The organism is Neobacillus sp. SRL179 (assembly GCF_984799095.1).
In genome coordinates this window covers 2,558,838-2,580,573 of the sequence record NZ_OZ481792.1, presented here as the reverse complement: position 1 = coordinate 2,580,573, position 21,736 = coordinate 2,558,838, and the positions used below count along the sequence as shown (strand labels likewise).

The 21,736-nt window shown below is 41.8% G+C and carries 17 protein-coding genes and 2 rRNA genes; 3 read left to right on the top strand and 16 right to left on the bottom strand.

All coding sequences use genetic code 11. The annotated features are described in order from the left end of the window. Window positions 1-151: 151 nt before the first annotated feature. From AC4E8C_RS12715 to AC4E8C_RS12700, 4 genes are all read right to left on the bottom strand, one after another. Window positions 152-3,089, bottom strand: a 23S ribosomal RNA gene (locus AC4E8C_RS12715). A 294-nt stretch (window positions 3,090-3,383) separates the two neighbouring features. Then, a 16S ribosomal RNA gene (locus AC4E8C_RS12710) occupies window positions 3,384-4,933 on the bottom strand. Together the 16S and 23S rRNA genes form the textbook arrangement of a ribosomal RNA operon. Window positions 4,934-5,289: 356 nt before the next feature. Next, entirely contained in the window at window positions 5,290-5,922 is a 633-nt protein-coding gene (locus AC4E8C_RS12705; RefSeq protein ID WP_490207057.1) for a LysE family transporter, read from the bottom strand. Window positions 5,923-6,195: 273 nt separating this feature from the next. Beyond that, window positions 6,196-7,146, bottom strand: coding sequence for a transglutaminase domain-containing protein (locus tag AC4E8C_RS12700; RefSeq protein ID WP_490207056.1), 951 nt, complete (start codon window positions 7,144-7,146; stop codon window positions 6,196-6,198). 167 nt (window positions 7,147-7,313) lie between these two features. Between AC4E8C_RS12700 and AC4E8C_RS12695 the strand changes: the two genes are divergently transcribed. Next, window positions 7,314-9,266, top strand: a complete 1,953-nt coding sequence (locus AC4E8C_RS12695; RefSeq protein WP_490207055.1) for a GTP-binding protein — start codon at window positions 7,314-7,316, stop codon at window positions 9,264-9,266. A gap of 63 nt (window positions 9,267-9,329) precedes the next feature. On the opposite strand, the gene AC4E8C_RS12690 is transcribed toward AC4E8C_RS12695, so the two are convergent. The 3 genes from AC4E8C_RS12690 to AC4E8C_RS12680 form a co-directional block, all read right to left on the bottom strand. Then, window positions 9,330-9,503 carry an asparagine synthase gene (locus tag AC4E8C_RS12690; RefSeq protein WP_490207054.1) on the bottom strand — a complete coding sequence of 58 codons (174 nt, stop codon included), beginning with the start codon at window positions 9,501-9,503 and terminating at the stop codon, window positions 9,330-9,332. A gap of 100 nt (window positions 9,504-9,603) precedes the next feature. Next, window positions 9,604-10,584 carry an aldo/keto reductase gene (locus AC4E8C_RS12685; RefSeq protein WP_490207053.1) on the bottom strand — a complete coding sequence of 327 codons (981 nt, stop codon included), beginning with the start codon at window positions 10,582-10,584 and terminating at the stop codon, window positions 9,604-9,606. Between the two features lie 141 nt (window positions 10,585-10,725). Further along, entirely contained in the window at window positions 10,726-11,934 is a 1,209-nt protein-coding gene (locus AC4E8C_RS12680) for an MFS transporter (RefSeq protein ID WP_490207052.1), read from the bottom strand. A 274-nt stretch (window positions 11,935-12,208) separates the two neighbouring features. On the opposite strand from AC4E8C_RS12680, the gene AC4E8C_RS12675 reads away from it, so the two are divergent. After that, on the top strand, window positions 12,209-12,973 hold the full coding sequence (locus AC4E8C_RS12675) for a DUF3891 family protein (protein WP_490207051.1): 765 nt from the start codon (window positions 12,209-12,211) through the stop codon (window positions 12,971-12,973). Window positions 12,974-13,014: 41 nt separating this feature from the next. Here AC4E8C_RS12675 and AC4E8C_RS12670 read toward each other — a convergent pair whose 3' ends face one another. After that, entirely contained in the window at window positions 13,015-13,503 is a 489-nt protein-coding gene (locus tag AC4E8C_RS12670; RefSeq protein WP_490212549.1) for a GNAT family N-acetyltransferase, read from the bottom strand. Between the two features lie 493 nt (window positions 13,504-13,996). Between AC4E8C_RS12670 and AC4E8C_RS12665 the strand changes: the two genes are divergently transcribed. After that, window positions 13,997-14,881 (top strand): sulfite exporter TauE/SafE family protein, encoded by an 885-nt coding sequence (locus tag AC4E8C_RS12665; RefSeq protein ID WP_490207050.1) that lies wholly within the window; start codon window positions 13,997-13,999, stop codon window positions 14,879-14,881. Between the two features lie 73 nt (window positions 14,882-14,954). On the opposite strand, the gene AC4E8C_RS12660 is transcribed toward AC4E8C_RS12665, so the two are convergent. The 8 genes from AC4E8C_RS12660 to AC4E8C_RS12625 form a co-directional block, all read right to left on the bottom strand. After that, a complete protein-coding gene (locus tag AC4E8C_RS12660) occupies window positions 14,955-15,866 on the bottom strand; it encodes a CPBP family intramembrane glutamic endopeptidase (RefSeq protein ID WP_490207049.1) in 912 nt (303 codons plus the stop codon). A gap of 192 nt (window positions 15,867-16,058) precedes the next feature. Then, entirely contained in the window at window positions 16,059-16,607 is a 549-nt protein-coding gene (locus tag AC4E8C_RS12655; RefSeq protein WP_490207048.1) for a GNAT family N-acetyltransferase, read from the bottom strand. Window positions 16,608-16,799: 192 nt separating this feature from the next. Continuing rightward, complete coding sequence (locus AC4E8C_RS12650; protein ID WP_490207047.1) at window positions 16,800-17,225, bottom strand: DUF1801 domain-containing protein; 426 nt, start codon at window positions 17,223-17,225, stop codon at window positions 16,800-16,802. A 188-nt stretch (window positions 17,226-17,413) separates the two neighbouring features. Continuing rightward, the gene (gene chbG / locus AC4E8C_RS12645; RefSeq protein WP_490207046.1) at window positions 17,414-18,121 is read right to left on the bottom strand and encodes a chitin disaccharide deacetylase; all 708 of its coding nucleotides are present in this window, start codon (window positions 18,119-18,121) and stop codon (window positions 17,414-17,416) included. A gap of 27 nt (window positions 18,122-18,148) precedes the next feature. Continuing rightward, window positions 18,149-19,462 carry a 6-phospho-beta-glucosidase gene (locus AC4E8C_RS12640; RefSeq protein ID WP_490207045.1) on the bottom strand — a complete coding sequence of 438 codons (1,314 nt, stop codon included), beginning with the start codon at window positions 19,460-19,462 and terminating at the stop codon, window positions 18,149-18,151. A 21-nt stretch (window positions 19,463-19,483) separates the two neighbouring features. Further along, window positions 19,484-19,801: a PTS sugar transporter subunit IIA gene (locus AC4E8C_RS12635; RefSeq protein ID WP_490207044.1), complete on the bottom strand. Its 318-nt coding sequence runs from the start codon at window positions 19,799-19,801 to the stop codon at window positions 19,484-19,486. A 64-nt stretch (window positions 19,802-19,865) separates the two neighbouring features. Further along, window positions 19,866-21,182, bottom strand: a complete 1,317-nt coding sequence (celB, locus tag AC4E8C_RS12630; protein ID WP_490207043.1) for a PTS cellobiose transporter subunit IIC — start codon at window positions 21,180-21,182, stop codon at window positions 19,866-19,868. Window positions 21,183-21,204: 22 nt separating this feature from the next. After that, on the bottom strand, window positions 21,205-21,510 hold the full coding sequence (locus AC4E8C_RS12625; RefSeq protein ID WP_490207042.1) for a PTS sugar transporter subunit IIB: 306 nt from the start codon (window positions 21,508-21,510) through the stop codon (window positions 21,205-21,207). Between the last annotated feature and the right edge of the window lie 226 nt (window positions 21,511-21,736).

Genomic DNA, 21,736 nt, shown 5'->3' with positions numbered 1-21,736 from the left:
TCATTGTCCAGCTCCAGCGTCCAGCAACTAGTGTCCTTCGGTCTTTTCCCTACGATAAGTCAACATCGAATCGCTATCGCTCTTCGTGTTTCCTTTATCTCAGTCAAAGCCCTCCAGGCCATACGTTGCTAAGCGGACGCTTCCGCTTTTCTTGGTTAAGTCCTCGAACGATTAGTATCAGTCAGCTCCACATGTCGCCATGCTTCCACCTCTGACCTATCAACCTGATCATCTTTCAGGGTTCTTACTAGCTTGACGCTATGGGAAATCTCATCTTGAGGGGGGCTTCATGCTTAGATGCTTTCAGCACTTATCCCGTCCGCACATAGCTACCCAGCGATGCCTTTGGCAAGACAACTGGTACACCAGCGGTGCGTCCATCCCGGTCCTCTCGTACTAAGGACAGCTCCTCTCAAATTTCCTGCGCCCACGACGGATAGGGACCGAACTGTCTCACGACGTTCTGAACCCAGCTCGCGTACCGCTTTAATGGGCGAACAGCCCAACCCTTGGGACCGACTACAGCCCCAGGATGCGATGAGCCGACATCGAGGTGCCAAACCTCCCCGTCGATGTGGACTCTTGGGGGAGATAAGCCTGTTATCCCCGGGGTAGCTTTTATCCGTTGAGCGATGGCCCTTCCATGCGGAACCACCGGATCACTAAGCCCGACTTTCGTCCCTGCTCGACTTGTAGGTCTCGCAGTCAAGCTCCCTTGTGCCTTTACACTCTACGAATGATTTCCAACCATTCTGAGGGAACCTTTGGGCGCCTCCGTTACTCTTTAGGAGGCGACCGCCCCAGTCAAACTGCCCACCTGACACTGTCTCCCACCCCGATAAGGGGTGCGGGTTAGAATTTCAATACAGCCAGGGTAGTATCCCACCGACGCCTCCACCGAAGCTAGCGCTCCGGCTTCTCAGGCTCCTACCTATCCTGTACAAGCTGTACCAAAATTCAATATCAGGCTACAGTAAAGCTCCACGGGGTCTTTCCGTCCTGTCGCGGGTAACCTGCATCTTCACAGGTACTATAATTTCACCGAGTCTCTCGTTGAGACAGTGCCCAGATCGTTACGCCTTTCGTGCGGGTCGGAACTTACCCGACAAGGAATTTCGCTACCTTAGGACCGTTATAGTTACGGCCGCCGTTTACTGGGGCTTCGATTCAGAGCTTCGCTTGCGCTAACCCCTCCTCTTAACCTTCCAGCACCGGGCAGGCGTCAGCCCCTATACTTCGCCTTGCGGCTTCGCAGAGACCTGTGTTTTTGCTAAACAGTCGCCTGGGCCTATTCACTGCGGCTCTTCGAGGCTATGAACCTCAAAGAGCACCCCTTCTCCCGAAGTTACGGGGTCATTTTGCCGAGTTCCTTAACGAGAGTTCTCTCGCTCACCTTAGGATTCTCTCCTCGCCTACCTGTGTCGGTTTGCGGTACGGGCACCTTTTATCTCGCTAGAGGCTTTTCTTGGCAGTGTGGAATCAGGAACTTCGGTACTAAATTTCCCTCGCTGTCACAGCTCAGCCTTCACGGTGAACGGATTTTCCTATTCACCAGCCTAACTGCTTAGACGCGCATATCCAACAGCGCGCTTACCCTATCCTCCTGCGTCCCCCCATCACTCAAACGATAAAGAGGTGGTACAGGAATATCAACCTGTTGTCCATCGCCTACGCCTTTCGGCCTCGGCTTAGGTCCCGACTAACCCTGAGCGGACGAGCCTTCCTCAGGAAACCTTAGGCATTCGGTGGATGAGATTCTCACTCATCTTTCGCTACTCATACCGGCATTCTCACTTCTAAGCGCTCCACCAGTCCTTACGGTCTAGCTTCAACGCCCTTAGAACGCTCTCCTACCACTGACACCTGATGGTGTCAATCCACAGCTTCGGTGATACGTTTAGCCCCGGTACATTTTCGGCGCAGAGTCACTCGACCAGTGAGCTATTACGCACTCTTTAAATGGTGGCTGCTTCTAAGCCAACATCCTGGTTGTCTAAGCAACTCCACATCCTTTTCCACTTAACGTATACTTTGGGACCTTAGCTGGTGGTCTGGGCTGTTTCCCTTTTGACTACGGATCTTATCACTCGCAGTCTGACTCCCACGGATAAGTCTTTGGCATTCGGAGTTTGTCTGAATTCGGTAACCCGATGAGGGCCCCTAGTCCAAACAGTGCTCTACCTCCAAGACTCTTACTACGTGAGGCTAGCCCTAAAGCTATTTCGGAGAGAACCAGCTATCTCCAAGTTCGATTGGAATTTCTCCGCTACCCACACCTCATCCCCGCACTTTTCAACGTGCGTGGGTTCGGGCCTCCATCCAGTGTTACCTGGACTTCACCCTGGACATGGGTAGATCACCTGGTTTCGGGTCTACGACCACATACTCAATTCGCCCTATTCAGACTCGCTTTCGCTGCGGCTCCGTCTTTTCAACTTAACCTTGCATGGGATCGTAACTCGCCGGTTCATTCTACAAAAGGCACGCCATCACCCATGAACGGGCTCTGACTACTTGTAGGCACACGGTTTCAGGAACTATTTCACTCCCCTTCCGGGGTGCTTTTCACCTTTCCCTCACGGTACTGGTTCACTATCGGTCACTAGGGAGTATTTAGCCTTGGGAGATGGTCCTCCCTGCTTCCGACCGGATTTCTCGTGTCCGGCCGTACTCAGGATCCACTCAGGAGGGAACGAAGTTTCAACTACAGGGTTTTTACCTTCTATGACGGACCTTTCCAGATCGCTTCATTTACCCCGTTCCTTTGTAACTCCATGTTGAGTGTCCTACAACCCCAAGAGGCAAGCCTCTTGGTTTGGGCTATGTCCCGTTTCGCTCGCCGCTACTCAGGGAATCGCGTTTGCTTTCTCTTCCTCCGGGTACTTAGATGTTTCAGTTCCCCGGGTATGCCATCAATACCCTATGTATTCAGGTAAAGATACTGCTCCATTACGAGCAGTGGGTTCCCCCATTCGGAAATCTCCGGATCAAAGCTTACTTACAGCTCCCCGAAGCATATCGGTGTTAGTCCCGTCCTTCATCGGCTCCTAGTGCCAAGGCATTCACCGTGCGCCCTTTCTAACTTAACCTAAAAGGTTATTTCTCTTAATTACTTAAGAGAGAAAACTAAAATGGCGATTACTCGATGTTTTCTTGCTTCTTCTTACGATTATCTAGTTTTCAAGGAACAAGGCTACTGACTTCAATCACATCGTGAATGAACTTCAGAGCGTTACTTCATGCTGCCTTGCGACGAGCTGAGGGATTACTTCCTCGAGCTACTGCGGCGCAGGAGCAATTGAATTGAGAGATTGCACTCTCAAAACTAAACAAACAAAAAGCGGTCAACTTTTATCAGTCCACAAGGACTGCATATTCCTTAGAAAGGAGGTGATCCAGCCGCACCTTCCGATACGGCTACCTTGTTACGACTTCACCCCAATCATCTGTCCCACCTTAGGCGGCTGGCTCCTTACGGTTACCCCACCGACTTCGGGTGTTACAAACTCTCGTGGTGTGACGGGCGGTGTGTACAAGGCCCGGGAACGTATTCACCGCGGCATGCTGATCCGCGATTACTAGCGATTCCGGCTTCATGTAGGCGAGTTGCAGCCTACAATCCGAACTGAGAATGGTTTTATGGGATTGGCTAGGCCTCGCGGCTTTGCTGCCCTTTGTACCATCCATTGTAGCACGTGTGTAGCCCAGGTCATAAGGGGCATGATGATTTGACGTCATCCCCACCTTCCTCCGGTTTGTCACCGGCAGTCTCCTTAGAGTGCCCAACTGAATGCTGGCAACTAAGAACAAGGGTTGCGCTCGTTGCGGGACTTAACCCAACATCTCACGACACGAGCTGACGACAACCATGCACCACCTGTCACTCTGTCCCCCGAAGGGGAACGTCCTATCTCTAGGAGTGTCAGAGGATGTCAAGACCTGGTAAGGTTCTTCGCGTTGCTTCGAATTAAACCACATGCTCCACCGCTTGTGCGGGCCCCCGTCAATTCCTTTGAGTTTCAGCCTTGCGGCCGTACTCCCCAGGCGGAGTGCTTAATGCGTTAGCTGCAGCACTAAGGGGCGGAAACCCCCTAACACTTAGCACTCATCGTTTACGGCGTGGACTACCAGGGTATCTAATCCTGTTTGCTCCCCACGCTTTCGCGCCTCAGCGTCAGTTACAGACCAGAAAGCCGCCTTCGCCACTGGTGTTCCTCCACATCTCTACGCATTTCACCGCTACACGTGGAATTCCGCTTTCCTCTTCTGCACTCAAGTCCCCCAGTTTCCAATGACCCTCCACGGTTGAGCCGTGGGCTTTCACATCAGACTTAAAGGACCGCCTGCGCGCGCTTTACGCCCAATAATTCCGGACAACGCTTGCCACCTACGTATTACCGCGGCTGCTGGCACGTAGTTAGCCGTGGCTTTCTGGTTAGGTACCGTCAAGGTACCGGCAGTTACTCCGGTACTTGTTCTTCCCTAACAACAGAGCTTTACGACCCGAAGGCCTTCATCGCTCACGCGGCGTTGCTCCATCAGACTTTCGTCCATTGTGGAAGATTCCCTACTGCTGCCTCCCGTAGGAGTCTGGGCCGTGTCTCAGTCCCAGTGTGGCCGATCACCCTCTCAGGTCGGCTACGCATCGTCGCCTTGGTGAGCCGTTACCTCACCAACTAGCTAATGCGCCGCGGGCCCATCTGTAAGTGTCAGCGTAAACCGACTTTCAGCTTTTCCTCATGAGAGGAAAAGGATTATCCGGTATTAGCATCGGTTTCCCGATGTTATCCCTGTCTTACAGGCAGGTTGCCCACGTGTTACTCACCCGTCCGCCGCTAACTCTCAAAAGCAAGCTTTTGAAAGTCCGCTCGACTTGCATGTATTAGGCACGCCGCCAGCGTTCGTCCTGAGCCAGGATCAAACTCTCCAAGAAAGTTGATTAGCTCATAAATGTTACGTTGGCTTAGTTTCATACGAAACTAATATTATTGTTTGTTGACGTTTTTGTTTGTTTAGTTTTCAAAGAACAAGTTCACTTTCATAGCGACAACAATAAATATTATACCGCTGTATTACTTGTCCATCAATGGTTAATTATTTCCAGCCATCAATAGAATGGTTAGTATTAATCTGCATGTTTTCAACAAGAGGCTGTGTTGTAGGCCTTTCTTTTTGTTGAGAACTTTTATTATCTTACCACCCTAAATATATTGATTCAAGGTGCAATTTTTTTCCATATCAATATAAAGTAATCGAATTACAGGAATCAATAAAAGGAGTTTTCTTTATTCATCGAATAAGAGCGTCAATTCCCTGATAGCTGAAATACAAACCAAATATAATTAAGGAAGCTCCAGAAATGATAGAAATAGCAATTAGACTTTTTACATTTAATAGTTTTCGAAAGCCGGTGGTAAGGGCCGCAACAAATACATCCCAACATGTGAGGCCGAGAAAAATCATGCTGCTGTAAATTAATAGTGACTCCGTCCCGCTGGTTTGGGCTGTTTTTGCTAAGACAGAACCGTAAATGCCTAACCAAAATAAAATAGATAAGGGGCTGGTAATTGACATAATGAAACCGGTCAGAAAGCATCTAAATAGTGATTCCTTATTCCTACTATACGAAAGCGTAATGGTGTTGGAGTTCTTAATACTTTCAAGCCCAGAATAAATCAACACAAATCCCCCAAATAACCAAAGGAATATTTGGACGATAGGAACGCCAAGGAATTGAACCATTCCTAAATACACCATAAGCATAAAGATACCATCTGCAATCATAGAACCAGCTCCGACAATCCACGCATGCCAAAACCCATTTTTAATCCCCTTATCCAATCGAGCGGAATTTACTGGTCCGATTGGAGCTGCTAAGGTAAAGCCCAAAATAATATAACTCACTAAAATACTTATACTCAAAAACACCACTCCACTCCGATGTATCAACTTGTACATTTTATGAAGGTTTTTCAATGTCATGTCCAAAAAATCAAGAAATGTTCAGCGCCTATTAATTGGACATAAAATCAGTTCATAAATTTTGGAGTATGTGTTTTCTTAAAAGGATAGCAAAAACAATTAGGCAAACGCTGAGCGCAATCAATTTGGTTCACTAAAAAGAGATTTTAGATTAAATTTAAGAAAAAAGACCAATTCCATTTTTGGAATTGGTCTCATTTATGACAAATGATTTCACCAAGGATATTCGCCCTCTTTATGTTTATCGGTCTTGGAAAAATAATCTGGCTGGTAGTGGCGAACAAATTGATTTGTATCACCATTAATATAACCAGAACCATAAGTTGGGTCTTCTGATTGCCAAACACCGTTCAACATTACTTCATTCCAAGCGTGATTCTCCCCGTAAGACACTTTTGCCGGAATACCGGCAGCGCGGTGCAGAGCTGCGCTTAAGTCCGCATAACCCGTGCACAAGACGACACGAGATTGATACGTTTGCAAGGCCGAATACAGTGGCGGCTTTTCCGAATTAACCAGCGGAGCATTATAAGCCACATTTTTGGCCACCCATGTAAAGATAGCTTGAGATTTACTGGTATCTGAATTTTTTCCATTCGTAATATTTTTAGCAAGCGCTGTAAGGCCGGGATCGTTACTTTGAACCATATAACTTGGAGCTAAGTACGGATCACTATCTGTCAATGTATATTGGGCATAGCCTAAGACTTTATTCGGATCATTTTCCTTTCCCTTATAATATTCATCCAAATTCAGAATCACATCCCCTACTGGATAAATTAAAGGATAGGCATAATGGACCTTCCCATTTGAAAAAGGAACTTTAATCGTCGTTTTCTTATCAGCCCGCACTTCTTGAATATATAAAATAATTCCATTCGCTTTATTATATTTCCCGTATGGAGTAGGTTCTCCGATCACAACTAATTTACCATCCTCCACTATAACCTGATAGGTTTGAATGTCAGTGGTCTGATATTTCCCATTTGAAACAGGTTTATGTTCAAGTTCTGATGAATGTACAGTTTTTTCATTTGGCAGTGGATTATCAACATCATTTATATTTAGAAAACGTGATACTTCTGCTAGGGATGGAAGCATATTTTTTTGTGATAAGTAGGAAAAGCCCACAATACATAGGAAGAGAACCAATAATTTCTTCAAGAAATTTCACCTCTATTTTTCAAACATTAGTAGATTCATTTTATCATGGTTAACGCCTGTAGCATGTTAGAATGTCAAAATATATTAATTCCCTTTTTTAAATGGGTTCTTTTCTTTCTTTTGTTATACTAATCTTTAAGAATAATAAAGAACCATGAGGTGGCATCATGAAAAAAACAATCGGAATGTTTGCCCATGTGGATGCCGGAAAAACCACATTAGCAGAACAACTTCTCTATCATACAAAAACTATTAAACAACGCGGCCGTGTCGACCATCAAGATACTTTTCTTGATACCCATTCAATTGAAAAACAAAGAGGTATTACGGTTTTCGCTGATTTAGCTATGTTTCCTTTTCATGACTCCACTTACTATTTAATTGATACTCCTGGACATGTAGATTTTTCACCAGAAATGGAACGAGCCATTCAAGTAATGGATTATGCCATTGTTATCATTAGCGCTGTCGAAGGAATCGAAGGACATACCGAAACAGTATGGCGTCTCCTTCAGCAGCATCATATTCCTACATTTTTCTTTATTAATAAAATCGATCGACTGGGTGCGGACGCGGATAAGGTAATGGATGAAATCCGAAGCCAATTAACTGAAGATGTCTGTGATATCACCAACATGTTTGATGATGGAGAAATGAAGGAAAAGCTCGTTGAATTTTTAGCAGAACGTAATGAAAACTTATTAGATAGGTACATGAACGACGGATATCAGATGGATTTATGGCTAAATGCGATGAAAGAAATGATTAGTGAAAATCAACTCTTCCCATGTGCCTATGGCTCTGCCCTACAAGATATTGGCATCAATAGTTTTCTTGAAAAAATTGACCTGTTAACCTCGAGTGAGTATAGCTGCGAAGAACCCTTTTCGGGAAGGGTCTTTAAAATTCATTATGATGAGAAGGGAACAAGAATTACGTTTATCAAAGCCCTAAGCGGTACATTGAAAGTACGTGATGAAATCATCTATGAGACTGACAAAGATCGGCTTTGTGAAAAAGTAACCCACATCCGTCTATATAATGGAACAAAGTTTACGTCAGTGGATCAAGTTTCAGCTGGCGATATTTTCGCTGTAACGGGCTTATCCTCTGCAGTTGCCGGGGCTGGTCTTGGTTCTTTACGAGAAAAAGCCTCTTATGAAATGGTCTCAGCCCTTAAATCGAAAGTAATCTTTGACCCATCGATCAATGTAAAAGAAGTTTTGCGTATTTTTCATATCCTAAATGCCGAAGACCCTGCTTTAAACGTCACATGGGAAGAACGCTCCCAAGAGATTCATATTCACATAATGGGAACGATTCAACTTGAAGTTTTAATCCAAATCATTCAAGAACGATTTAACCTAGCCATAACATTTGCTGAACCAGAAATATTATATAAAGAAACGATTGTTTCGGAAGCCATCGGCTACGGTCATTTTGAACCACTTGGACATTATGCAGAAGTCCATCTTAAACTTGAGCCAGCCGATAGGAATAGCGGCAATACTTTCAAAAGCGCCTGTCATACCGATGATTTATCGATTGGGACGCAAAACGTCATCCGAACTCACCTTTTTGAACGAGACCATCACGGTTTACTCACAGGCTCTCCAATAACAGATGTTAACATTACTTTGTTGACAGGACGAGCTCACAATAAACACACTTCCGGCGGTGATTTTAGGGAGGCTACCTTCCGCGCATTACGGCAAGGCTTAGAAAAAGCAACTAACCTCCTGCTCGAACCATTTTATGAATTTAAGATGAAAATGGAAATTGAGCAGATGGGGAAAGTCCTTACCGATATCCAGCAAGCACATGGCCGCTTCGACCCTCCTGCGACTGTAGGCAGCAAAGCCTTTGTAACCGGAAAAGTACCTGTAGCGACCTTCATGCATTATGGTCCTGAATTTGCTTCCATTACTCAGGGTAAAGGGACCATGAATTTAGTAGTTTCAGGCTATTACCCTTGTCATAATCAAGATGAGGTGATTGATAAAATTCATTATAATAAGGATGCTGATCCAGACTATACTTCTTCCTCCATTTTCTGTTCCAAAGGACAAGGATACACCATTCCATGGCAGGAAGCAGAAGCAAAAATGCATTGTTTATAATAGAAGGTTAAAATCTGGGCACAAAGAGAAGGCAAGCAATTTTTTTGCCCGCCTTCTTTTTATCTAACGACGATGTTCTACAAGGTCGATTACACCTAGTACCACGTGCGCTAAACCAAAGCCAAACACTGTGTTCGCTAACATTTTATTAGACCGGCGGTTTTGTTTTAAGGCATAACCTGTAGCTGTAACAGCTGTGCCTAATGCGGTAGGAATCAATCCTTCACGTATGTTCATGGTAAATCTCCCTTCCCATCATGTTGGTGGTGTGATTACACCATCTTTATTTTTTTCTTATAGGATGGAATTATACTGTTCATCTTTTGGTAGTAAATACTCAATTGAATCCAAGTACAGGGTGTGGGACGTAAGGCTCTTCCAAAAAGGTTATTTCGTCTGGTGTCAGCTTAATCGACAGTGCGGCCACCGCATCTTCCAAATGAGACATTTTCGTCGCCCCAATAATGGGTGCCGATACGGGTTCTTTTTGCAAAACCCATGCAAGCGCTATTTGTGCCCGGGGAACACCACGTTTTTCTGCTACTTCTGCAACTCGGCCAACCACAACGCGATCGGCTTCCGCTGTTTTTGCGTAAAGACCTTTTCCAAATTCATCTGTTTCCGAGCGAGCAGTCGTTTCCTCCCAATCGCGCGTTAATTTTCCTCTTGCAAGGGGACTCCATGGAATGACGCCAATTTTCTCCGCTTTACAAAGAGGCAGCATCTCACGCTCCTCTTCCCGATACAATAGATTTAAATGATTCTGCATGGTCACAAACCTGGTCCAGCCCTTGCGCTCAGAAATATACAGGGCTTTTTGAAATTGCCAAGCATACATAGAAGAGGCGCCGATATATCTTGCCTTCCCTGCTTTAACGACATCATGCAGGGCTTCCATTGTCTCCTCAATTGGCGTTTGGTAATCCCAGCGATGAATCTGGTAAAGATCTACATAATCAGTACCAAGACGTTTAAGGCTGCTGTCAATTTCACTCATAATAGCCTTACGTGAAAGTCCAGCTCCATTAGGCCCCTTATGCATACGGCCGTGAACCTTGGTCGCAATGACGATTTCATCCCTATTAGCATAGTCTTTCAACGCACGACCGACAATTTCTTCGCTGGTTCCGTCGGAATAAACATTGGCGGTATCAAAGAAATTGATGCCAAAATCAAGTGCTTTTTTAATTAGCGGCCGGCTTCTCTCTTCGTCAAGAACCCACTGATGCGGCCCTCTCTCAGGTACGCCAAAGCTCATACAACCCATACAAAGGCGTGATACGTCCATACCGGTATTTCCAAGTTTCACAAATTCCATTTCATATGTACCTGCCCTTCATCTAAAGTATATAAAATAAATGCGTTAGACTACTTTTAATAATACCTTATTTCCCTTACAAAATTAACCATAAAGGTAAAAAAATGTCCACATGATATGGTCATGCGGACAAAAACATCTCTACTTCCCCGGAACTACTTTTCTTCTCAATGTACTATTTAACGCCCCAGCATTCCAATGAACTGTTGCCATGGCCACTAAAAGTAAAATTCCTGTGGCAGCAAATACGATTGAAACAGGAAAAACACCGCCAATGAATCCGCCAATTATAGGACCGGTCATTCCTCCTAGTTGGTTTGCCGTTTGATTCAAACTGAAGGCACGACCGCGGAAGTCATCAGGAGTTGATTTCACAACTAGTCCATTTAATGCAGGATAAACCGCACAGAAAAAAATCCCATAAACAAACCGAATAATCGAAAATCCCCATATTTGGGTGAATAATATTTGAGCTATTGTACCGAGACCCCCACCAAGTAGTCCGATGAATAAAACACGTTGAAATCCGACTTTATCCGCCCACTTTCCCCATAATGGAGCAAATAAGGCACTGGCGATACCGGGAAGTGAGAACACAATTCCTGCCAATAATGACGCATTTTCAGAAGAACCGCCTAATTTTACAATGTACAGTGGGAGGATCGGCTCGATCGTCATGACTGAACAACTGGTGACTAAGGTTAAGATCAAAACCAATAAAAAAGGGCGGTTATTTAGCGCTAATTTAAAATCCTTTTTAACAGAGCCCTTTTCTTTACTTGGTACGAAATTTTCTTCTGTTACCCAAAAAATAATTAGAAGTGTCGACAAGCAAACGATCATTCCTGCACTAGCAAAAGCCCAGCGGTTTCCCACTAAATGAGCAATCCCTCCACCCAACAATGGTCCAATAATCCCTCCGGATGCGGAAGCAGTAGAAATAAGCGACAGCGCATACCCTACTTTATTATTTGGCGTATTAGTACCAATCAAGGCAATGGCACCAGGAATGAATCCACTTAATAAACCTTGTAGTATACGCAATACTAGTATTTGATAAGGGTTTGTGACAAATGCCATTAAAGTGTAAATGACAAAAAGAACAAAACCGGCACGAATAATCATTGGTTTCCTGCCGTATAGGTCTGCCATCCTCCCCCAAAAAGGTGAAGCCACTGCACCCGCAAAAAAGGCAGAACTAAATAAGAGCCCAGACCACATTTCTGTGTGTTGATGTACACCTAATTGAAGTAAAAAAATCGGCAAAAAAGGGATGACCATGGAAAAACTTGCTGCAGTAAAAAACACTCCAATCCAAAGAACACATAAATTCCGTTTCCAAGTTAGCATGCTGTTCCATCTCCCAGTTATTCGAAATTAATATTGATATAGTACCATATTTGTAAATTATTTTCATTCCCGAAATATACGAGTTCAGAAATATTTTCTACTATCTCTTTATAAGGGTCCCATTTTTTTAATTAAAGTGAATAGTAATCGTAAATACTAAAAAACATCAGTTCTTTAAAAGAAAAATTGGGTATATAGGTTGGATAAGTGATGCTCAAAAACTAAGCACGAGTTATCCAAATTGCAGCAGTTGCTAAGAAAGGATTTTCCGAAAATGATTATTGTAGATCGTGAACAAAGTTATTTTATGGTGACGCAGAATGATCATGCCCACATTGCAGGGGAAATTGCCCGAAACTGTAAAGAGGAGTATTTTTTTGGTCCTAAACGAAAGCAGGAGATACTTCTAGCCATCCAAGAACATGATCGAGGCTGGATCGAATTGGATTCATCTCCCATATGGAATGAACAAGGTAAGAAACCATACTCTTTTATCGACTACCCCATCGATCGTAAAGTCTCTTTTTATAAAAAAGGATTAGATGAGGTGGAGGATAAGAGTAAATATGCAGGACTATTATGCAGCTTGCATTATTCTACACTGATACAGGATGCTGAGGAGCCCGCTGTGAGGGAATTTTGGAATGAAGAAAAGCATAGACAGGAGCGGCTTAAAAAGGACTTGCAATTAATGGGAAACAAGAAAAAGGAAGAAACCTTGATGTACCACTTAGATCTAATAAAATTCTGTGATTATCTTTCTCTATTTATTTGTTTAAATGAGCCTGGAGACAATAAAAGGACGCACCCTTTTTTCCGTAACGGTTTTCCTCAATTATTTTCTTTTGTTACCGACAAACCTATCATTGCACATTGGGAAAGCCAAGAAACCGTTTCGCTTTCTTTCTCCCCTCTGAAAAGTGAAACGGAGGTAAAACTTCCATTTAAGGCAGTAATGAAAGATGAAATCGAAGAGCACGGGATCTTACAGGCATATAAAGATACTCCTATTTCTATTAGGAATATAGCATTTAAATAGGTTAAAAGAGTCAAATATAAAAAAGGCTGTCTCGACAGCCTTTACTTTAAATCTTTACTCATGTTATACCAAGTGAAACCGCCATGCTGGGAATTTGAAACCCCTTTATTTCGATATCCATGGTTTTCATAAAAGCCAATTAAGTCCTCTTTACAAGTGAGTGTAATCGTTTCACGTTTTTTTGCTCTCGCATCTTTTTCTAGGTGTTTTAATAAAGCTGATGCCACGCCACGAGTTTGAAAATGGGGAGAAACGGCCAAACCTAAAATACTTTGATGCCCGCCAGTAGCTGGATTAGGTTGGATATCATGAAAGAGATCATCTGTGATAAAGGCTGTATCAATGACTGGTCCATTAACCAATCCAATAATCACACCTCTTTCTTCCGCCACAAAAAAACTATCTGAGATGAAATGAATGCGCTGTTCAAAAGTTTCTCTCGTAGCAGCCTCTTCTTCTGAAAAGCAAAGTTGTTCAATCACTATTAAATTAGGTAAATCTTCCATTCTAACGTTTCGTATATCCAACAGTTCCAGCCTTCCTTCAATCATTAGTAAAGCCCCGAATATGGTATGGTTAAATCCTTTTTCTTATAGAATATCAAATGATGGGGGGAAATGGGCAACATCTTTCTTCTTTCCATTTGAAAACTATAAATTAAAAATTATGAAACTATCTTTTTATTATAAAGGATACAAGGATATTATTAGTATATAATTATTTTTAAACTTTTAAAAATTAAAAAAGGGGAATCCATGAAGCTCATTAATAGGCTTCATGGATTCTCCTTTTTTATCGTTAACTACCCTGCCCCTGTTGATCATAAAGTTATTTTAAACCTAATCACATTTATCTAGGCAAATAACCATTTTCACTTCCTAAAAGAACCCAGAATTTTGTCCGCTCATATCGTAGGTTAGACACATGATTGGATTAGTCGACAATTAAAAAGGGTTTTATAGTCTAGCTTCTAATACCTTTTAACTAGTCTATTCAGGATACTTTTATAAAGGAGAGATTTTTTTGAAAAGGTTAATCATCCTTGCCTTAATCGGCTTGGCAGCCCAGTTAGTCGACGGTTCATTAGGAATGGCCTATGGGGTTACTTCCACCTCATTATTACTGATGTTTGGAATTGCTCCAGCAGTTGCCTCAGCATCAGTTCACATGGCGGAAGTGGTGACAACCGCAGCATCCGGTGTATCACACATTCGCTTTGGTAACGTAGATAAACAAGTAGTTTATAAATTAATTATTCCTGGTTCGATTGGGGCATTTTTGGGTGCTTGTTTTTTAGGAAGCATTCCTGGTGATATTGTTAAACCCTATGTTTCCTTCTTTTTATTAATGTTGGGTGTTTATGTCATTTATCGTTTTATGTTTAAATTTAATCCGACTACGCAGCTTTCAGGAAAGAAATTCGGGAAAAAGCAATTAATTCCGCTAGGTTTTATTGCTGGATTTTTTGATGCGACAGGTGGAGGGGGCTGGGGTCCAATTGCAACACCTGTCCTATTAACGAGTAACAAGATGGAACCGAGAAAAGTAATTGGTTCGGTGGATACAAGTGAGTTTGCCATTGCCATTGCATCCACATTAGGTTTTCTTTTAACTTTAGGATGGACACAAATTAATCTTCAATGGGTCCTCGCCTTAATGATTGGCGGGATTATTGCAGCACCCGTTGCTGCTTGGTTAGTTAAAATTATCCCTACTAACCTTTTAGGAACGCTGGTGGGCGGAATTATTATTATTACAAATATTAGGACCTTATTAGGAGCACTTGATGTATCACAAACAATAAGTTTATTGACTTATTTAGTGCTTGGAATACTTTGGGCGATTGCAGTTGTAAATGTAATTGTAAAAATTAAAAAAGGTAATTATAACAAACAGGTAATGGAATAGAGGAAAAACCATAAAGAGCTTTTCATGCTCTTTATGGTTTTTTTGATTCCGCTAAACTATATGGTAATTTACCTTACCTCATAGAAGTTGTGTTATTCACCCCATATTTTCTAATGGCAAGGTACGTAAAAATAGAAAGAGTAATAATAGTCCAAAGCAACGAAATTTTGGGATTAATATTGGTTACAACGAATAAGGATGGCAGATTTCCGAACACTGAATTATCCATGGTCAGAAACCAGCCAAGAAACATATTATTTGCAGCGTGGGCTCCTATTGTTAATTCTGCGCTGTTTGTTCTCGCTGTAATGTAACACCATAAAATCCCCGAAAGTACATAATCACTACCAACAAAAAAAGGAGAATAGCTCATTTCAGGATTAGTGAAATGCAGTGACCCAAAAATTAAGCCTACAATGATTGATAGTAATAAAACATTATTAAGTTTTTTACCGAACCATTGCATAAGGTATCCCCTGAAAAAGACCTCTTCAGCTGTTGTTTGAATGGGGGTTAGCATCAGGACAAAAATAAATAGTTTAAGATAATTCTGGGCTTTAACGTGATTAACGGAATAATCTCCGGGATTTAATAGAGCATCTATGAGTGTTGTGACAGCAACTAAGCAAAAAAATAGAGCATATCCCCAAAAAATCCGTCTCCAGTTTATCTTTTTATTTGGCGTAATTAAGGTTTTAAATTTTCGTTTATGTATGAGCCTTATAAAAAGAATCAGACCAAAAATCCAAACCACATAGATTAAATTTGAAAAAACAAATTCATAGACGGGGTCAACGTTTATACCAGTCATTTGTTCAAGATCAAAGTATGTTTTTGGATTACCGTCTGCTTCGGCGTATACTGCTAAGACAATAAAATAGAAAATGGAACCAAGAAACATAAAACCAAGAAAGACAAAAAAGGATAATAAATACCTTTTCCAATTGTTTTTCCCTTGATTCATTTTTATAAAATTTCCTTCCAAATCCCTTCCCCCTTAATCTTTAAGTTGATACCCCATCCACACGGAACTTGGCAGCAATGGCATCAAATGTATTAAAATAGAAAATAGTTCTTGGCTTCATACTTTTCTAATAATTTAGAGGTGAGTAATCACCTCTCATAATTTGTTAAGTTTAAGAGTCATAGATAGTCATTTTGCAAGATTTAATACAACTCATAATCCATGAAACCTTCCCATTAAAATCGTATTATAGTATTTCCCATCAGATAGAAATTTGTCTTTTTGAAGGATCCCTTCCACTTCAAAGCCGTATTTTTTATAAAGCATGATGGCCTTCACATTCGTTTCAAGTACATTTAAAGTAATCTTTTTTATACCATTCGCATCTGCCCAATTAATAGATTCCTTTAAAAGGTTTGTTCCAATCCCATAGCCCCAATATTCTTGTAAGACACAAACACCAAATTCTACTTTATGGGCATTTCTTTTTAAATTATTGCCTTGACACCTGGAAAAACCAACAATCCTTCCATTCACTTCAACTACTAAAAAAAGGTTATTATTACTTTCTGTGTCATCCTTAATGAGCTGTTGGAAACCCGTCTCATCAATATAAGCCTCTCCTTTTTCTCTCTCTAAATTTTCTGTTTCGCCATCGATCTGCAATCTCACTTCCGATAAGTTTTTCGCATCTTTCTTAACTGCAGATCTTATTAAATAATGTAAACTATGAATAGTATATTCTTTTTGATTAACAATCATTACGTTTCCCCCCTAAGATATCTAGTTAAGCTGTTTCTATTCAATTCTGTCCCTGTCATTTTTCTTTGCCAGAAAAAGTTTTCGCCACATAAAAAGCCGATTTCGTTAAGATGTAGAAATCGACTTCGTTTCAAAAATTGGTCCTAGCTATCAAGACTTTGCCTTTTCCTAGATTTAACAATCTCTTACTAATTATTCCACAATAGGATACGTTTCTTGCAAAAATCTAACAGATTCCTTAATTAATTTTTTTAATACTTCCACATCGATATCAGCGATCTTGTTAATATATACACAACCCTTTCCAGTTGTATGTTTCCCAAACACCTTTAAAAGCTCTTCTCTTTTGGTCACACCTGGGGTAAAGTACAAACTGATTTTGGCTTTACGCGGTGAGAAACCCACTAGTGGTGCGTCACCTTCGTGGCCGGATGCATATTTATAATGATAGGAGCCAAATCCAATTATACTTGGACCCCACATTTTCGCTTGATAGCCAGTGGTTTCAGTAAAAACATCTAATAATTGATAAGCATCTTCCCGCTTCTTCAGACTATCTACTGCTTCTATAAACTCAATGACACTATTGTCGGTTTCCTTTGTTTTTAATTCATACATATTGAAAATCCCCCTTCCATTCAATTTTTTTCCTAAAAGGAAATAATGATTACTTTTAATAGTACTACATTAATTACTAATTTCCTTCTTTTACCTAGGTGAAAGCTATTCTTCCCTATAAAAAAAAACCTGACAAGGAGTTTGTCAGATCTTATGGTATTCCCCTTTATTTATTAACCTTTTCAGCATTACAATAAAATAATTGAATCTGGTAAGGATACAGTCGTTAAAATGTCTGTTTCTCGCATGCGATCGTTGCAATAGGATGATCCAGATGATAAAGAAACATCAAGGTAGGCTGGATGACACATCACCTCTACGGTTTGACCATCCAGAACGCGGTCTGGAAGTTTATCAAAATAGTCATATGTAGCACCCTCACCATAAAAATCAGACAAGAACACATCTGTAAAGGCTGCCACATCTGTTTTAGCTTTATCCGAGAAACATCTTGCGGTTAGTTGATACTTACTTGCCAAACTTTGAACCACGGGTAAAAATTCCGGAATAGTATGGACATGATGATGGCTGTCAAAATGAGTAGGAATTAATCCCGCTTGGAGGAATCTTTCTATTTGTGCGGTCCATTCCCTCTCTAGTTCCTTAAGAGAAAGGTCTCTGTCCTCCATTAATGTAGAGAGTTTTCTAAAATCTCCATTCTCATCTACAAGTGTAGGAACATCAGATAAGATCGGTTTCCCACAAGTTAAGACCAAATGAATGCCAACTTGAAGTGTGGGATGTTCTTTTGCTAGTTTGATAGCATGATTGACACCCGGCATATTCATCATCATGGTCGTTGAATTGACAATTCCATTTTGATGGGCGTCTAAAATCCCATAATTGACACCTCTTGAATAGCCAAAGTCATCAGCATTGACAATTAATTTAATCAATTTGGACCTTCCCTTTCCTAGAAATTTTCAGTTAAATTGTGGTAAATACTTCTTATGTGCCTCCATCATTTCATCCACAATTTGTTTAGCAATCGTATCCGATGCCACTAATGGGTTGATGGTCAGTGCCAGTACTGCTTTATTATAATCTCCTGTGACAGCTGCTTCACACGCAATCCTTTCAAAAGATTTAATTTGCTGCACAAGACCGCGGACAGGAACCGGCAGATCTCCCATAACAATTGGTTTTGGTCCCTCTTTGGTTATCACACAGCTCACCTCAACAGCGGAATCATTGGGAATGCTGGCGATCGATCCATTATTGATTGTGTTAACCGGCTGGATATCACCTTTATCGTTATAAATAGAAGAAATTAACCGTACGGCAGCATCACTATAATACGCTCCACCGCGTTTTTCGAGCTGCGGCGGCTTAATTGCTAAGTTCGGGTCTTTATACAGCTCAAACAGCTCATCCTCCAACTTCTTGACCACTTCGGCACGTGTCCCAACAGTTGCAGCATTTTTCAAATCTTTTTCCACCATTTCCCGTGTCTTATAGTAATAGTTATGATACGGACAAGGCAGTACACCTAATGCTCGAATAAATTCTGGTTCCCATCCCTGTCCCTGAATATTTTTTACGAAGCTCGAATTCTCAGGGTTGGTTAAAAATTCAATCACTTGATCTTTCACACTAACGCCATCAACATATACATCTAATCCATACACCATATGATTTAAGCCGGCAAAATCAATTCTGACCCGGGAATGGTCAACCTTTAATAGTTTCGCTATCCCCATTTCCATGCCGATGGGAACATTGCACAAGCCGACCACGCGGCGGTGATCACTATACCGAAGGACTGCTTCTGTCACCATTCCTGCTGGATTGGTGAAGTTGACAAGCCATGCTTCTGGGCAGACTTCCTTCATGTCCTTGATGATATCCAGAATAACGGGAATGGTACGAAGACCTTTAAAAAGCCCGCCTGGACCATTGGTTTCTTGACCTAAGACCCCATATTTTAATGGAATCCGTTCGTCTTTTGCCCTGGCGTCTAATAACCCGACACGGAATTGAGTTGTCACAAAATCAGCATCCTTTAGGGCCGCTCTTCGGTCTAGTGTCAAATGAACTTCAACAGGGAGACCTGCTTTTTCAAACATACGTTTTGCCAGATTTCCAACTATCTCGAGCTTTTCTTGGCCCTCCTCGATATCGACGAGCCAGAGTTCCCGTAAAGGCAGTTCATCATACCGCTTAATAAATCCTTCTACCAGTTCCGGTGTATAACTGGAACCCCCACCAATAGTAGCAATTTTAATTGAATTTTTCACTATCAGAAACCCTCCTTATTCTCAATGATTCATTTCTTGACGAAACTCAACGATTTCTTTGGCTAGATCTTTCAATGTCAAGGCAGTCATTAGATGATCTTGGGCATGGACAAGAATGATCGGCAAATCCAATTGTTCTCCAGCTGCTTCTGCTTGAATTAATTGTGTCTGAAAACGGTGGGCCTCAACAAATTCGCTATCTGCCTCTGAAAGTTTTTCGAAGGCACTAGAAAAATTTTTCTCCTTCGCTGCATAAATCGCCTCCATTGCCAGACTCCGGGCATTCCCACTGTGTAAAATTAATTGAAAAGATAGATTGTATAACTCTTCTTTCGTCATTTACTTTATCTCCTCTCATGACAAGGCAAGAGCCTGCCTGGCGGCAAGCTCTTGTATTCTATTTTCAGCTCTTTGCCCCATTTTCTACTTGTAGGTTTTGTTTATCCCACATTCGGAAGAAAGGATAGTAAATGGCGAAGGCCACAACTAAATTAATTACCTGCATTAAAGAGCCTCGGATATTACCTCCAGTTGCTAGGAAACCACCGATAATGGGCGGGGTAGTCCATGGTACAGCAACGCCAGCCGTTTTCGGTGCAAACCCAGTGCTCATACCAATATAAGTGGTGATAACTAGAACTAATGGGGTTAAAATGAAAGGAATGATTAGTAAGGGATTCATCACAATTGGGGCACCAAAGGTGATCGGTTCATTGATATTGAATATACCCGGACCTATTGCCAATCGTCCTAATTGCTTGGACTGCTGGCTCTTAGCCATAAATAACATCATAAAGGCAAAAGAAATGGTCGCACCCGAGCCGCCTAAATAAATAAAAATGTCAAAGAATTGCTGGGAAACAACGTTTGGAAGTTCGTGACCTGCTTGAAAGGCAATACGGTTTGCATCCGTTTGCGATAACCAAATTGGTCCCATTACCCCACCTACAATAGTCGCTCCATGCAAGCCGGTAGACCATAAAAGCTGGATGAGGAATACAGCGACCAGCGCCCCTACGAGCGATCCGCCTAATGCACTAAGCGGCTCTTGTAAAAGCTGACCGACCACATTGTGCAGCGATTCAAAAGAAGTATTTTCGATCAGTAACCGAAGAATCCATACTACTACAATGACTAAAAAGGCAGGAAATAAGGCAACAAACGATTTACTAACACTCGGCGGAACACCATCAGGCATTTTTATGACAATATTTTTTTGAATAACATATCGATAAATTTCGGTAGATAAAATCGCAATAATCATCGCCACAAACAAGCCCTTACTTCCCAGAAACGCCATTGGGAGAACTCCAGTGACTTGGATCGCTTCCGTTGCACCATCTGGAGTAAACATCGTGAAATAAGGTGTAGCCAAAATAAAGGCCGCAACTGAGATAGCACCGGCATTTAATGCATCCACTTTGTAATGCTCGGCCAGCCGATAAGCGATCCCAAAACCGGCAATCAGCGCCATAATATCAAAGGATGCGCTAACAGGATAGAGAAGTTTTGTCATCCATGCATCACCGAAGGTTCGTGCCATAAATTCAGGATAGCCATCTATTGGAATGAACCCTAAAATCAGAAAGATGGATCCGATAATGATCAACGGCATAGTCAAAATAATACCATCACGTAAGGCTTGGAGATGCTTCTGTGCTGCAATCCTGCCGGCAACCGGCATAACTTTTTCCTCTAACATCTGATTAAATTTGCCCACCTGCATTCACCCCTATGTGAAATTATGAACCTACTAAATTTCTGGCAAATTTCAATACTTCAGCCCCATTGCACAATCCATAGTGAACCGGATTAATCGCATCCACTGGAATCCCCTTTTCTAATCCTTTTTTCTTTAATTGCGGCAGCATATAACGGACTTGTGGACCAATAAGCAAAACGTCTGCATCATCCAAGTGATTATTAACATCATTTGCGCTAACCGCCCAAATTTTTGCTTCCATTCCTTCTGCTTTTGCAGCCGCTTCCATCTTTGCCACTAGTAAACTCGTAGACATTCCAGCCGCACAGCAAAGTAAGATATTCATATCTGGCCTCCTCAATGCCTTGTAAGCGTTTACAATATTAGCGAAATAAAAAGTTTACTTTGATTATTAAAAGGTGATACCTCCCTCTGATATTTTTACCCCGCAGTAAAATATATTGTTTCCTGTCGTTTTTAGTACAACTTCTTTTATTTTTTTGATAAAAAAACGGCTTCATGAGGACTTTTCCAGTTAGTTCTTTTAAAGTCATTTTTGTAAGAGCCTCAAG